This window comes from Pseudomonas sp. GGS8 (assembly GCF_024168645.1).
Taxonomy (GTDB): Bacteria; Pseudomonadota; Gammaproteobacteria; order Pseudomonadales; family Pseudomonadaceae; genus Aquipseudomonas.
The window spans coordinates 304,100-318,172 of sequence record NZ_JALJWF010000001.1 but is presented as its reverse complement, the minus strand read 5'-3'; the positions used below and the strand labels follow the sequence as shown (position 1 = coordinate 318,172).

Below are 14,073 nucleotides of genomic sequence, written 5' to 3'. Positions count from 1 at the left end.
CTAGAAACTACACTGTGCAGTGTAATGTTTAGTTAATCCTGCACAGTAAGAAATAGAATCTTCGGCTGATGCGTACGTGCCTTGGCCATTTATCGTCCCAAGCGGAAAATCGTCAATTGTGCGGTTTTTCTGGAGTCATTCAGTCATGGCTACTTCAACTTCCCCAGCGAACAACGCCGCAACGCCTGAAGCGTCCCGACAGGCTCAAGGGCAGTACCGAAACCATGTGCCGGTGCCGCGCGAAGGCTTTCGCAAAACCTTGCGCATCCTGTGGAACTTCATCTTCAACAAACCGCACGACACCCGACCGTCGGCCCCCGTTCCGGTGCAAACCCTGACCCAGGCAGCCTTGATCGCCGCGCCCAACCACAGCGTCTATCGCCTGGGCCATTCCACGCTTCTGCTCAAGCTGCGGGACAAGTTCTGGATCACCGACCCGGTCTTCGCCGAACGCGCCTCGCCCGTGCAATGGGCCGGCCCCAAGCGGTTCCACCAGCCACCGATCAGCCTCGAAGATCTGCCGCCGATTGAAGCGGTGATCCTGTCCCATGATCACTACGACCACCTCGATTATCAGGCCGTGCTCAAACTGGCGGACAAGACCCGCTACTTCCTCACGCCCCTGGGCGTGGGCGACACCCTGATCAAGTGGGGCATCGACGCCAGCAAGGTGCGGCAACTGGATTGGTGGCAGGGCACCGAGGTCGATGGCCTCCAATTCGTCGCCACACCTTCGCAGCACTTTTCCGGTCGTGGCTTGTTCGACGGTAACAGCACCCTTTGGGCGTCATGGGTGATGATCGACGACGACAAGCGGATATTCTTCAGTGGCGACAGCGGCTACTTCGACGGCTTCAAACACATCGGTGAGCAGTACGGCCCGTTCGACCTGACGCTCATGGAAACCGGCGCCTACAACGCCGAGTGGCCGCACGTGCACATGCAGCCCGAGCAAACCCTGCAAGCGCACATCGATCTTAAAGGGCGCTGGTTGCTGCCGATCCACAACGGCACCTTCGACCTGTCGATGCACGCCTGGTACGAACCTTTCGATCGTATTCTGGCGTTGGCCTGGGAGCGGAACGTATCGATCACCACGCCGCAAATGGGCGAGGCGTTCAACGTGATGTATCCGCAGTGTGGTGGCGCGTGGTGGTTGGAGGTTGAAGGTGTAAGCGATCAGGCAACAGTGCAGAACGCTTGATGTTGTGCTGCCGGGGCGCTTGCCGTGCAAGCTCCCCAGTTTTTTCATCTACGTTCGTCCAGTAACGGGTTTGTATATTCCGAGATTTTTGCCACGGTCAGATCGCAAAATTCTCCACGGAGTATTTCGTTCAGTTCCCCCTCAGACAATCCGAGCCTATGGGCAGCTTCAGCCTTACTCAGCCGACCGGTTTCGAGGAGCATGCCTATTTTCATAACGTGTTCGGCTTTGGCCCGCATCTGCTGAAACCTCACTCAACCATTGCATAATCCGCCCGCCCCACCGGGTCCGGCGTCGACCCTCTCACATTCATCCCTCGGCCCGGTGCAAACCCCGGGAAGAACACCAGGCCTTGCGATTCAAACCGATACGCCAACGCCAGCCGCGTGACGTCCAGCACATCACGCTCGGCTTCGAATCGCTGGATGGCATCAACGGAAACCCCGGATTCCTCGGACAAGTCTTCCACACTCCAACCCAGCATCGCTCGGGCCTGGGCACAGTGGGCGGGGGTGAACTGGAAGAGGGCGATCCGTTCCAGGGTGATTTTCATTGCAAGAGAGGCCATGGTTTTCTCCGGGGCTCGAGCGTGGCGATTCGAAAATGTACTGTGTTTTTGTACAGTTGTTTTGCGCCCGGATCAAACTCATTTTTTGATCGGTTGTTTTTTCGCTCAGGCAAGAGCGTTGGACCGACTACGCTATTTCTAGGCGGTCTCCTGAAAGCTCCATGGGTTTTCAATACCTGTCAGCAGCAATGATTGAACGTCAGCCTTCTGATCTTCAATGCCGGAAAGGTGGCGTTTCAAAGGCAGTGCGCCACAGCGTTATGCGGGGAAGGGAGTCATGAAAAGACTATGTCTGCTATGTGCCCTGATCAGCTTTACAACTCTGCCCGTCCTGGCCGATACGGTATCGCCAAACAAAGATGCCTTTGTCACCAACCTCATCAATCAGATGACCCTCGATGAAAAAGTCGGCCAACTGCGGCTGATCGCTATCGATGACAAGATGACGCCCGAAAAAATCTGCCAAGAGATCACTGCCGGGCGAATCGGGGGGACGTATGGTTCTGTGAGCCGTAACGTAAACCGCCCCATGCAGGACGCAGCTCAACAGAGCCGCCTGAAAATACCGATGTTTTTTGGTTGGGACGTGATACACGGTCATCGAACCATTTTTCCCATCGGCCTGGCTTTGGCCTCCAGTTGGGATATGGACGCCATTGAGTTGAGCGGTCGAACGGCGGCGAAAGAAGCCAGTGAGGACGGTATCGATATGACCTTTGCCCCGATGATCGATGTCGCCCGTGATCCTCGCTGGGGGCGCACATCCGAAGGCTTCGGTGAAGACACCTATCTGGTTTCGCGCATTGCCAGAGTGATGGTCCAGGCCTACCAGGGCCAAAGCCTGAACGCGCCCGACAGCATCATGTCCAGCGCCAAACACTTTGCGTTGTATGGGGCTGTCGAGGGGGGACGCGACTACAACAGCGTCGACATGGGCCTGACCCGAATGTACCAGGACTACCTGCCACCTTATCGTTCGGCGATCGAGGGTGGTGCGGGAGCCATCATGGCGGCGCTTAACTCGATAAATGGTGTACCGGCGGCGGCCAATAAATGGTTGATGCAAGACCTGCTTCGTAAAGCGTGGGGCTTCAAGGGACTGGTCATCAGTGACCATAACGGGGTTACCGATCTGGTTCAGCACGGTGTTGCGAGGAATCCTCGCGACGCGGCCAGGCTCGCCATCAGGGCCGGCATTGATATGAGCATGAACGACTCCTCCTATGGGCCGGAGTTGCCGGGGCTGCTTGAGTCTGGCGCCATTCCCCAGAGCGATATTGATAACGCGGTGCGGGAAGTACTGGGTGCCAAGTACGACATGGGGCTGTTCGAAGACCCTTACCGGCGCCTCGGCGCTGCCAGTGCAAGCGCTGCTGATAACAACGCCGCAAACCATCTGCACAGGGCGCAGGCCCGTGAAGTGGCACGCAAGACACTGGTGCTGCTGAAGAATGAAAACGGGCTCTTGCCGCTGAAAAAAGAAGGCACGATTGCGCTCATCGGCCCGTTGGCGAAAAGTGCCGTCGACATCATGGGCAGTTGGTCTGCAAGCGGGGTGCCCGCGCAATCGGTGACGATCTACGACGGGCTGAAAAGCGCGATGAACCAAGGTTCGCTGATCTATGCGCGAGGCGCCAATCTCGAGGAGGATCAGGAGGTTGTTAAATACCTGGAATACCAGGGAGTGTCCGAAATCGCTAACGACCCTCGCCCGGCAGCAGAAATGATTGACGAAGCCGTCAAGGTTGCACAGCAAGCCGATGTTGTCATCGCCGTGGTGGGCGAGCCCCGCAGCATGTCCCATGAAGCGGCCAGTCGAACCAGCCTCGATCTGCCGGGGCGCCAGAGTGAATTGATCACCGCCCTGAAAGCCACCGGCAAGCCGCTGGTCCTGGTATTGATGAACGGTCGGCCGTTGTCGATCGGCAAGGAGCAGAAACAGGCCGATGCGATTCTGGAAACCTGGTACAGCGGCACCGAGGGAGGCAACGCCGTTGCCGATGTATTGTTCGGTGACTACAACCCGTCCGGTAAATTACCCATCACCTTTCCACGTTCCGTGGGGCAGATCCCCAATTATTACAGCCACCTGAATACCGGCCGTCCGTACCTGCCGGGTGCGCTTCGCAACTATACGTCGCAATATTTCGATCAATCCTATGGTCCGCTTTACCCCTTCGGCTATGGGCTGAGCTATACCGATTTCAGCCTGACCGACATGGCCCTGTCTTCGACCACACTGAACAAGAACGAGAACCTCGTCGCCAGCATCATGGTGAAAAATACCGGCCAGCGTGACGGCGAAACGGTGGTTCAGCTGTATATCCGCGATGTCGTTGCCTCCGTCGCCCGTCCGGTCAAAGAACTGAAAAGCTTTCAAAAAATCATGCTCAAGGCCGGCGAGGAGAAAGCGGTCCACTTCAGCATTGATGAAAATGACTTGAAATTCTTCAACGCCCAACTGGAATACGTCGCCGAGCCGGGCGAATTCCGGGTGCAAATCGGCCTGGATTCCCAGGATGTGAAGGAGCAGAGTTTTGAGTTGCTGTCAGAACAAGGCAATCAAGACAATCATCCGCCTAGTGCAGAACCTGGAGCGAGGCTTGCCCGCGAAGAACAATGACGCGTAATACTTGAAAACCGCGGTGCATTCTTCGCGGGCAAGCCTCGCTCCTACAGGTTCTGCACCAGGCGCGTGATTTGGCTTCAGTGGTCATTTCGCCCCCTCCAACCAAACGGACGGTGCCTGCCCGAGCACACGACGGAACATGGTCGAAAATGCCGCCGGGCTTTCATAGCCAAAATCCAGGGCAATGCGCGTCACCGGCGTGCCCACCGCCAGCCGTGCCAAGGCCAGCACCACACAAGCCCGCTGTCGCCACTGGCTGAAACTCAGACCAGTCTGTTGGCGGAACAGACGATTGAACGTGCGCAAACTGATGTGCAACTGATCGGCCCATTGTTGCGGCGATTGATGAGTGTTCGGCAGCCGGAGAAACGTCTGGCACAACCCGAGCAGCCGCGAATCCACAGGTAGCGGAATATGCAACGGCAGGGGAGCACTGCGCGCCAGTTCATGCAGCAACAAGTCGATCAGCGCCCCATCGCGCCCGGCCTCGTCGTACTCCAGCGCAACCTCCACCGCCTCCATCAACAAATGGCGCATCAATGGCGAAACACTGATCACCTGGCAACGGTTGCCCAGATCCACCGCCCCCGGTTCGATATACACACTGCGGGTGCTCACCCCCAGCATCAACACTTCATGCGCCACCCCCGGCGGAATCCACACCGCCCGCTGCGGCGGCACCACCCAATTGCCGTCGAGCGTGCTCACCTGCATCACCCCCGTGGCGCCATACAACAACTGCGCCCGTCGATGGCTATGGCGCGGCAACCGATGACCGTCGGGATAATCCGTACCGATGGCCACCACCGGCCGTGGCGTGTCGTCCAGCAGATCAATTGAAACATTGCGCATCGAGTGGCACTCAACGGTTGGCGTAAACGCAAACATTATTGGCTGACTTGCTGAAGCAGGCCAAGCCCCGTCGCTCTATCGTCGGCCACTCTCAACCCACGGACGATGCGCGATGTTCTTCTACCTCTTGCTGGCACTCTTCGGCTGCATGACCGGCGTCACCGCCGTGCTGTTCGGCTTCGGCGGCGGATTCGTCGTCGTGCCCTTGCTCTACGGCATGCTCACGACCGGCCACGGCACCGACGCCCCCATCAGCCAATCGGCGATGCACATTGCTGTGGCCACCTCGACCTGCGTGATGATCGTCAACGCCCTGATCGCCACCGGAAAACATCACCGCGCCGGTCACCTCATTCGGCATTACCTGTGGCCGTTGGGCGGGTTCATCGGCTTGGGCGCAATCGTCGGCGCCGTGGCCGCGATGTGGGCGAGTGGCGAGCTGATCCGTTTTGCCTTCATCGTTTACCTGGGCGTGACCATTCTGGATTGCTTGTTCAGACGCGGTTTTCTTACGCAGTCTGAGGCTGTAACCCCACGGCGATTGGGCAGGGCAGAAGTGTCTGGCGGCGGTGTGGGAATTGGCGCTATCGCCACGTTTCTTGGAGTGGGCGGCAGCGTCATGACCGTGCCGTTGCTAAGACGCTGTGGCCTCAGCATGTCGCAAGCCACGTCCATGGCTAACCCGCTGAGTCTGCCCGTTGCGCTGGCCGGGACGCTGACTTACATGGCCATGGCGGGGTTTGCCGAGTTTGATCTGGGGCCGTGGTTTGTCGGCTATGTGGACGTGCTGGCGTTTGCGGTGCTGACGGTTGGGTCGCTGGTGGGGATTCGGCTGGCCACGCCGTGGATCGGGCGGATACCGGATCGGGTGCATGCGTGGGTTTATATTGGTTTGCTGGTGGTGGTGATGCTGAGTATGTGCGCCAAGTAAGGTTGGAATCTGTGGGCTTATTCGCAAGAATAGGCCTTTGCATTATTCAACATTTCACGCAGGAGAACGTCATGTCGATCCTCGAAAGCGACTGGAAGAAATTCAAGGGATTGCGCGAAATTGCGCTCGATCGTTTCTGCCTGGGTGTGCTCGCCGATGCCGAAACCATCGCCCAGCACAGTGCGCTGTCGCCTCACGCCCGGTACAGAATGCTCTACCGTCTCACCCGTGATCGGGACAAAGATATCGTTCATACCTTCGACCTCTATAGCCGTTCCAGTGCGCTCATGGCTTTGAGAATGATGGTCATGCATGATCTGTTGACAGACGCGGAATTATCTATCCTCAGCGAAGAAACGCGTGAGAAAATTTCCGGTGTTGTTCGTCAGCCTCACGAGCTTGAGTGGGTTGAAGAGATCGTGCGACCAGACTGAGCGACATAACCCTATTAATCAAAGGACCAGGGATGTTGATCTTCAACTGCACCGAAGCAGCCAGCACCTTCTTCAGCCGCGTCCACAAGGGCAAGAAAATGACCCCCGTGGAGAAACCGTCATCGTCCGTTATCGAGGACGATGAACAGGGTGACTCAGCCGAACAGTGGCTGGTCCACGCCATCACCGTTCAACGCAAGCACGTGTTGTTCGTCATCCATGTGAAAACCCGTTATTGCATGATTTTCGCGGACGCGAAAAAGGCTGACGTGGAAGGTTTTGTTCAACGGTTTGCCGAGCGATGGATCAATGGCCTGATACGCCATGCGGGGCAGAACGATATCCTGCAGTGGGTTAACGATGAGCCGATGATGGAGCGTTTCCAGGAAAACTGCGGCCAGTACACGTTTTACAAGCGCGGTCATCGCGGTGCGCAAAAACACATCGAGCAAATCGCCTGGATATTCGAGGATTGCGCCGCCGAATGGGGATCTCTGCCTTCGGACGAATACTCGGCTGGCCGTTTCGATGGTGATATGAACTACACCCTGAGAGGCGGTAAAGGGCACAAGGACTATTACTTTCCGGATGAGGAAATGATGGTCCATTGGTTACGCCAGTACTGCGGCCTCGACGAGTCAGACATACAGGCTGCACGTGATCGGCGCAAAGAAGTGAGACGGGAAACTCGAGAACTGATGCATCAGCTTGATCAGGGTTGATTGGACCATATCGATTCTTGGACGCTGCTTCGCCATAATCTGCGCCACGATTTCGCGAGTAGACGCTCGCTTCTTTCAAGGATGTTTTGATGTTCAAAGGATTGTTACGCCTGTCGCCAGTCGCCACGCTGTTACTCATGCTGTGTTCCACTGCCTATGCCGAGGACGGGAGACGAGTGTTCACCGGCACCCTGGGCAAGATGCCGATTGTGCTGGAACTCAACACCAACCAGCCGGACGAAGTCACCGGCCGCTACTTTTATGAGAAATACCATCGCGACCTGGAGCTGAGCGGCTCGCTGCAAGAAGAGACCCTAACGCTAACCGAAGGCAACAACCGCTACGGCGACGACAAACCCCAGCCAATCCTGAAGCTGCAAGAAACGGCCAACGGCTGGCAAGGCGAATGGAAAGGCCCCAAGGGCAAAGTTCTGCAAATGCAATTGACCGAGGCCAAGCTCCCGACACCGGCAGCAGATGCCTTGCCCTTCATCGCCGCGCTGCCGAAAAGCGATCCTTACGAATATCTGCGCCTGCAAGGCTTGAAACTCAAACCGGGCAAGAAAGAATCCTTCATGGGCTACGACCTGCAATGGTGGACAGAGCCCGCGTCCGGTCTCTCCATGTTCAGCATCGAGTCCGGCTACCCGAAAGCTGACCAGCAGCGGATCAATCAGCAATTGTTGGAGCGGCTCTGGAGCGAAGTCATCAACTACCACGGCTGCTTGCTGGGAGGTGGGGAATTTACCGAGTTCGACCAAGGTGTCGCCCCCCAATTTCTATCGCCCGATGTGGTCAGCCTGAACATCTCCACCGGCTACAGCTGCGGCGGCGCTCACCCGGATTTTGGCAATTCGCCGATTAACCTCGACGTTCACACCGGTCATAGCCTGTCGCTGGAAGACGTGCTGTGGATTGGCCAAGGCAAGCCGCTGCTGCACGCCGACCGCTACGGCGCTGGCGATACATCCTTGACCGAGGAAGAGAGCAACGCACGATTCACCTATCAGCGCGAAGTGTTCGTACCATGGCTGATCAAGCAATTCAGCGCGCTGTACCCCGATGAAATGCAGAAACCGGCGGGCGGGGACAACTGCGACTACACCGACAAAAACGTTTGGGGTTATTCCAACTGGCACTTCACCGAGAAAGGCCTGTACCTGGGACCGTACTTCGCTCGCGCAGAACGCAATTGCGATGATCCGGGCTGGTCAGTGCTGCCGTACGCCGTGGTCAAGCAACATCCCGGCGGCGTGGCTTTGCAACTTCCCTGAGGTTGGGTTACGTAAGTATGGCGGACTTGGTGCGTATGGCTTCAGGCAGCACCTGGTCATCCCCCACGCGCATGTGCTCGTTTATACAAGGATGATTTTATGTTCAAAGGACTGTTTCGTCTGAGCGGCGTTATCGCGCTGGCGTGTTCAACTTTTTCTACCGCGCTGTGGGCTGAAAACGGTACTCAGGTTTACACCGGAACCGTGGGCAAATCGCCGATAGTGATGGAGGTGAACGCCAACGGCGGTGAGGGGCGGTACTTCTATCAGAAGTACCGCAAGGATCTGGTGCTCACCGGCAAAAAAGAAGGCGAAATCCTGGTCCTTGACGAAGGAAACCAGCGGTATGGTGAGGAGGCGGTCCTCCCGCAAATTCGCTTGCAGCCCACGCCCAATGGCTGGTCTGGCGAATGGACCAGCCCTCGGGGCAAAGTCCTCAAGGTCGAGTTGCAGCAAGCCAATCTCCCGCCGGTATCCGCCGATACCTTGCCCTATCTCACAGCACTCCGTGAAAACGCGCCGTACGAGTATTTGCGTCTTCAAGGCATGAAGCTCAAACCAGGAAAAACAGAAACGTTCAATGGCTACTCGCTGCAATGGTGGAGCGAGCCGCAAACAAAGACGACGCTATTCGAAGTCGTTTCGGGCTACACCACTGAAGAGCGCCAGCGTATCAATCAACAGTTGATGGGGCGCTTGTGGCAGGAAGTGGTGGGTTATTACGGATGTCTCGCTGGCGGTGGCGTGAACTTCTATTACCAAACGATCAAACCGTTGTTGATGACGCCTTCGGTCATCAGCGTAAACATCGGTACTGAGTACAACTGTGGTGGCGCTTACCCGGATCAGAACGATGTGCCACTTAACCTCGATGCCAAGACCGGCAAGCCCTTGGTGCTTGAGGATGTGCTTTGGGTAGGGGAGGGAAACCCTCTGCATTACGAAGAACTCTACGGTGAAAGCGACCCATCACCTGACACATTCACCGCGTTCTCTGCGTACCGCTCCAACGAGCTCGCGCCATGGTTGGTGGCGCAGCTCAGTAAGCTTTATCCAGATCAAATGACCACTGATGAGGATTGCGCCTACAGTGACGAAGATCGGTGGCGTTTCCTGTCTTGGTACTTCACTGAACAAGGTATCAAGCTAGAGCCCTCATTTCCCCATGTATCCGCTTCATGTGGGTATGTTGAATGGAGCGTCCTGCCTTACAGCCTCATCAAACAACACCCCGGCGGTGTAGCGGTGCAACTGCCTTGAGGCTGGGTTACGTATGGCTTTCAAGCCGCACCTGGCTATCTCCCGCGAGCACGCGCTCATTTATACAAGGATGATTTGATGTTCAAGGGGCTGTGGCGTTTGATCGGCATTGTTGTGCTGGTGTGTTCAACGTTTTCTACTGCGCTGTGGGCTGACGGTGGCAAGCAGGTTTACATCGGAACGTTAGGCCAGTCGCCGATAGTGTTGGAGATGAACACCCATAACCCTGATGGCGTGAGCGGGCGTTACTTCTACCAAAAATACCGCAAGGACTTAATGCTCAGTGGCAGTAAGGACGGCGAGACGCTGGTAGTCGATGAGGGCAACGACAGCGATCATGAGGGCACGCCGCGCCCGAAAATTCGTCTTCGGCCCACGCCCAATGGCGTGTCTGGGGAATGGACCAGCCCCCAAGGCAAAGCCCTGAAGATAGAATTACTGCAAGCTGAACTACCACCGGCTCCTGCCGGTACTTTGCCTTATCTCGCTATGCTTCATGACGTGGCGCCTTATGAGTACTTGCGCCTGCAAGGTATGAAACTCAAACAAGGCAAGACCGAAACCTTCATGGGCTACACACTGCAATGGTGGAGCGAGCCGCAATCCAGGATGTCGATGTTTGAAGTGGTTTCGGGTTACACCGCCGAAGAGCAGCAACGCATCAATCAGCAGTTGATGGGGCGTTTGTGGCAGCAAGTCGTCAACTTCCATGATTGCCTCACCCAGGTCGGCATGAACACCTATAGCCAAACGGCCGATCCGTTGTGGATGTCACCCTCGGTGATCAGCGTGAACATCAGGGCCGAGTCCAACTGCGGCGGGTCCTATTCCGATGAGAACGACATGCCATTCAGTCTCGATACCAAGACCGGCAAGACCCTGGCGCTGGAAGATGTGCTGTGGATAGGACAGGGTGAACCGAAGCATTACGAACTGAGCCAGCTCGACGACAAAGCGTCTTATGACACGTATCTCGACTATTCCGAATACCGCACCAAAGAATGGGCACCGTGGCTAGTGGGTCAACTGCGTACGCTCTACCCCGAGCAAGTCACCAGCTCGACTGATCGAAATGATGATTGCGTCTACGGTGAAGAGCAGTCGTGGATCTTCCCTTCCTGGTACTTCACCGACAAAGGCATCAAGTTGCTGCCTGCATTTGCCCACAACCAAGCCATGTGCCGACATGTGGAATGGAGCATCCTGCCGTACAACCTGATCAAACAACACGCTGGGCATGTGGCATTGAAGTTGCCCTGACACTGAATTACTTATCCGCCAACCCCGGCGCTTCCCGAATAATGAAGTGATCCAGGTTCTCAATATTGGCACTGAACACCCCGAACGTCTGTTCGGGGTTTTTCTTGCTCGGCACCTGCTTCAACTCCGGCGTCACGCCATAAAAGAAGCAATACAACTGCGCTTCACTGTCGACGGCGTGCTTGATCTCTTCCAGAAACGCCTTGCGCTTGCGGTAGTTGTCGATCAGCTTCTTGCTCAGGTACACGTTGACCGAATAAGGCTTCTTCTTCGCCTCGTCCGCTTGCTTGAACCAGACCTTCTGTTCGAAATCGATGCGAAAGCTCTGCGTGTAATCCTTGATCTCCTTGATCTTGCCCCAGTAAATCAGCCCCTTGTTGTCCTGCAGGTACTCGATCTTCTTGAAGAACGATCCATAGGGCGCCGTGTGCTCGCCAATCTTCAGCGGCATACGCTTGAGCAGCTCCTTGTCCGCGAAGTTCGACACAAAACACTCCACTGGATGGGCGAAGATGCTGGTCTTGTCCGGCGCCGTCTCGCGGCTTGGATGCTCGACGTTACTGGCCGCTGAAGTTGGTTTTGGGGCATCCCGCATGACATCCGCCGCCACGGCTGGGTTCGACGGCTTGCGCACATACTCACGCCGAGTCAGCAACAACTCCGACGGGAAATGCTCCTCGCGACTGTCATCCGACTCCGCCCCGTCCACCTCCAGGCCCGACGCCGGCGTCTTCAGACTGACATAAGGACAACCCTCGACATGCCGCGTGCTGGGCATGTTCTTGAAGTGCGGCGTGCGTACGTAATTCACATTCTTGGCGTTGAACGTTCCCAACACGTTGGCCGCATCGAACGCCAAACGGCAGGCGTCGTTAGGGCACTGGAAATGCTCTTTGGCGGAGTCGAATTCCATGGTTTCGTCGAAATTCAAATCGCGCACGTCATAGATCGACAGCTTGTCGTCGAGGCTGAGGCAGTAGGCGAGGTCGAATTTCATGGCGGCTCGGGTCCTTGAGTGGGGAAGGGTATTAATAGCGGGAGGCGGGGTGGGTTGCACTGAATGTTTTGGCACAGCGCAAAATCCGTAGAAATGCACCGGTCAATGGGCAGGGCGTGAGACGCTACTTTTGAAAGACGCTCTGCTCGACGCTGACCCTGTGGCGAGGGGATTTATCCCCGCTGGGCTGCGAAGCAGCCCCAGTTCATATTGCCAATAAAAAAACCGCCGCCCGAAAACACGAATGACGGCGTTGCAATTGCAGCCCTCTTCACCACGCGCGTGCGTAACCGGAATTATATTGCTGGAAGTGGAGGATTGAGCCACGATAGTTGGCATTATAGTTCCGACTGTGTGGCAAGCCATGCTAGGACGCCTGGTTGAACGGGGGCTGCGATGAAAGAGAACACCAACGAACGGCGCAGGGAGGTCATTGACGACATCGTCATGCAGCATGTGACGGGGATCGAAACCCTGGGCACCGCTATTCGTCGGCTAAGGCTTGAGGTGACTGGTTTCGACCAGGAAACCTTTGCAGCCATGTGCAAGATGTCGACCAAGGCTCTGTACCAGATCGAGAAGGACAAGGCTAATCCGACCGTCAGCACTCTCGAAGCCATCCTGAGGAAGTTCGGGTTGCGCCTGGGGCTGACCATGGCCGCCACAACCCTTTACACGCCGCCGCTTGGGCAGCAAAAGCCGGTTTCCAAAGCGCCCGTTCGTGGCGCCAATCCTAAACGCAAGTCCGCAGGACAGCTTAGTAGAGTTGCTACTTTGCGAGCCACAACGAAGACCAAGGATAGCGACAAGGGCCCGACCGAATGAGTGATGACGCAAAATCCGCAGGTGCGCGTGCATGGCAGGGCGGCAGGGTCGTGATCACCAAGGCCGGCAAGCCTTATCTGGATCTGCTGCCCCATGTCGATTCACTGCAGACGCGCAAGCCTGGGCGGTTGAGAACAAAAAACCGATCAATTTGATTGGCCAGGGTTTTATTTGACTACTTTTGTATCCCCATTCATATATTCAAGCGTTGCAGCTAAGTTGAAATAGGTAGGCTGCGTCATACACTTTTTTCCCCAGTAAAGCCTCCAAGGCTCCAAGCTGCTCGTCCGTAAGGTTGTATCCCTCCCATCCGTGCTGCTCAGCAGTCCAACCCATGATGTTTTTAATTTCCTGGTCGTGCCCAGTCGGTAACTCCACTTCGAATGCCAGCAGTTCGTTATGTTTGTGAAAGGCTTCGATTACATAAATCATGGTTCCACACTCCTAGAGCTGTCTGCAGGTTTGGTTTGCTTGCCGGTAGTCGGGTCATATTCTCCGAGATGACGGCCGCGTTTGTCGTACATCTCCACTGTGCCGTGCTGCGAGTCCCATTCAAAAATTGTCCCTTTTGACGTTTTCCATCGTTTTCGAAGACTACCGCCGCCTTTTACCGGGGTCTTACGATTCGCTCTCGTTGCATCGGGAAAGGCAATTAGCCCATTCGGTGCGGGATGGTATTTGTGGTCAGCAACACTCACCACAACATAAACCGGCCTAATCCCTGAATCAGCCGGAAACACCAGAATGAAATCCTTGTACTCCGGCGGATAAACCGGGTTCACGATGATGCTGTCAGCCGCTTTCGTCGGGGGGTAAACCCAGATATGCGGCGCTTGCGGGGCAGCCTCCAGCGCAGGAATGCCCAGGATATCGGAACCATCTACGGCCGGCGTCCAGATCAGTTCAATGCCGTCACCCAGGTCAGCCACCTGCTGGCTGCCACGCAATGTGAACTGCACGACATCAACCATTTCCCAATCGCGGTTTTTGCCGGTGTAGAAACCGTATCCCTTGAGGCTGCCGTCAGTCTGTTGCTCGACCCGCAGGCGAACGAGGGTACGGGCCTGTTTGAGCGCACGGAGTTGGACTTCTAAGCGAGCTGTCGCCCAGACTCGAT

15 protein-coding genes and 1 pseudogene are annotated in these 14,073 nt (G+C 56.3%); 10 read left to right on the top strand and 6 right to left on the bottom strand.

The window, feature by feature from the left end; all coding sequences use genetic code 11:
- Positions 1 to 145: 145 nt before the first annotated feature.
- Positions 146 to 1,204, top strand: a complete 1,059-nt coding sequence (locus J3D54_RS01445; protein WP_253416394.1) for an MBL fold metallo-hydrolase — start codon at positions 146 to 148, stop codon at positions 1,202 to 1,204.
- 44 nt (positions 1,205 to 1,248) lie between these two features.
- Here the strand turns inward: J3D54_RS01445 and J3D54_RS01440 are convergent, their stop codons facing one another.
- Entirely contained in the window at positions 1,249 to 1,443 is a 195-nt protein-coding gene (locus J3D54_RS01440) for an XRE family transcriptional regulator (protein ID WP_301293295.1), read from the bottom strand.
- An 11-nt stretch (positions 1,444 to 1,454) separates the two neighbouring features.
- Positions 1,455 to 1,772 (bottom strand): helix-turn-helix transcriptional regulator, encoded by a 318-nt coding sequence (locus J3D54_RS01435; RefSeq protein WP_253416393.1) that lies wholly within the window; start codon positions 1,770 to 1,772, stop codon positions 1,455 to 1,457.
- Positions 1,773 to 2,049: 277 nt separating this feature from the next.
- Here J3D54_RS01435 and bglX point away from each other — a divergent pair, with 277 nt between their 5' ends.
- Positions 2,050 to 4,395: a beta-glucosidase BglX gene (gene bglX, locus J3D54_RS01430; RefSeq protein ID WP_253416392.1), complete on the top strand. Its 2,346-nt coding sequence runs from the start codon at positions 2,050 to 2,052 to the stop codon at positions 4,393 to 4,395.
- 90 nt (positions 4,396 to 4,485) lie between these two features.
- Here the strand turns inward: bglX and J3D54_RS01425 are convergent, their stop codons facing one another.
- A complete protein-coding gene (locus tag J3D54_RS01425; protein WP_253416391.1) occupies positions 4,486 to 5,253 on the bottom strand; it encodes a helix-turn-helix domain-containing protein in 768 nt (255 codons plus the stop codon).
- Between the two features lie 112 nt (positions 5,254 to 5,365).
- Between J3D54_RS01425 and J3D54_RS01420 the strand changes: the two genes are divergently transcribed.
- From J3D54_RS01420 to J3D54_RS01395, 6 genes are all read left to right on the top strand, one after another.
- Positions 5,366 to 6,184, top strand: a complete 819-nt coding sequence (locus J3D54_RS01420) for a sulfite exporter TauE/SafE family protein (protein WP_253416390.1) — start codon at positions 5,366 to 5,368, stop codon at positions 6,182 to 6,184.
- Positions 6,185 to 6,255: 71 nt separating this feature from the next.
- Positions 6,256 to 6,618, top strand: a complete 363-nt coding sequence (locus J3D54_RS01415; protein ID WP_253416389.1) for a hypothetical protein — start codon at positions 6,256 to 6,258, stop codon at positions 6,616 to 6,618.
- 32 nt (positions 6,619 to 6,650) lie between these two features.
- The gene (locus J3D54_RS01410; RefSeq protein WP_253416388.1) at positions 6,651 to 7,340 is read left to right on the top strand and encodes a hypothetical protein; all 690 of its coding nucleotides are present in this window, start codon (positions 6,651 to 6,653) and stop codon (positions 7,338 to 7,340) included.
- An 89-nt stretch (positions 7,341 to 7,429) separates the two neighbouring features.
- Positions 7,430 to 8,614: a hypothetical protein gene (locus J3D54_RS01405; protein ID WP_253416387.1), complete on the top strand. Its 1,185-nt coding sequence runs from the start codon at positions 7,430 to 7,432 to the stop codon at positions 8,612 to 8,614.
- Between the two features lie 99 nt (positions 8,615 to 8,713).
- Positions 8,714 to 9,874 carry a hypothetical protein gene (locus J3D54_RS01400; protein ID WP_253416386.1) on the top strand — a complete coding sequence of 387 codons (1,161 nt, stop codon included), beginning with the start codon at positions 8,714 to 8,716 and terminating at the stop codon, positions 9,872 to 9,874.
- A gap of 78 nt (positions 9,875 to 9,952) precedes the next feature.
- On the top strand, positions 9,953 to 11,134 hold the full coding sequence (locus J3D54_RS01395) for a hypothetical protein (RefSeq protein ID WP_253416385.1): 1,182 nt from the start codon (positions 9,953 to 9,955) through the stop codon (positions 11,132 to 11,134).
- A 7-nt stretch (positions 11,135 to 11,141) separates the two neighbouring features.
- Here J3D54_RS01395 and J3D54_RS01390 read toward each other — a convergent pair whose 3' ends face one another.
- Positions 11,142 to 12,131, bottom strand: a complete 990-nt coding sequence (locus J3D54_RS01390; protein WP_253416384.1) for a hypothetical protein — start codon at positions 12,129 to 12,131, stop codon at positions 11,142 to 11,144.
- Between the two features lie 396 nt (positions 12,132 to 12,527).
- Between J3D54_RS01390 and J3D54_RS01385 the strand changes: the two genes are divergently transcribed.
- Both J3D54_RS01385 and J3D54_RS01380 read left to right on the top strand, forming a co-directional pair.
- On the top strand, positions 12,528 to 12,956 hold the full coding sequence (locus J3D54_RS01385; RefSeq protein WP_253416383.1) for a helix-turn-helix domain-containing protein: 429 nt from the start codon (positions 12,528 to 12,530) through the stop codon (positions 12,954 to 12,956).
- On the top strand, positions 12,953 to 13,111 hold the full coding sequence (locus J3D54_RS01380) for a hypothetical protein (RefSeq protein WP_253416382.1): 159 nt from the start codon (positions 12,953 to 12,955) through the stop codon (positions 13,109 to 13,111). Before J3D54_RS01385 ends, J3D54_RS01380 begins: the two co-directional genes overlap by 4 nt.
- Positions 13,112 to 13,157: 46 nt before the next feature.
- Here J3D54_RS01380 and J3D54_RS01375 read toward each other — a convergent pair whose 3' ends face one another.
- Both J3D54_RS01375 and J3D54_RS01370 read right to left on the bottom strand, forming a co-directional pair.
- The gene (locus tag J3D54_RS01375; RefSeq protein ID WP_253416381.1) at positions 13,158 to 13,388 is read right to left on the bottom strand and encodes a hypothetical protein; all 231 of its coding nucleotides are present in this window, start codon (positions 13,386 to 13,388) and stop codon (positions 13,158 to 13,160) included.
- Positions 13,385 to 14,072 (bottom strand): annotated as a pseudogene (locus J3D54_RS01370) (colicin E3/pyocin S6 family cytotoxin); the annotation flags it as partial. The pseudogene J3D54_RS01370 and the gene J3D54_RS01375, both read right to left, overlap by 4 nt.
- Position 14,073 lies beyond the last annotated feature (1 nt).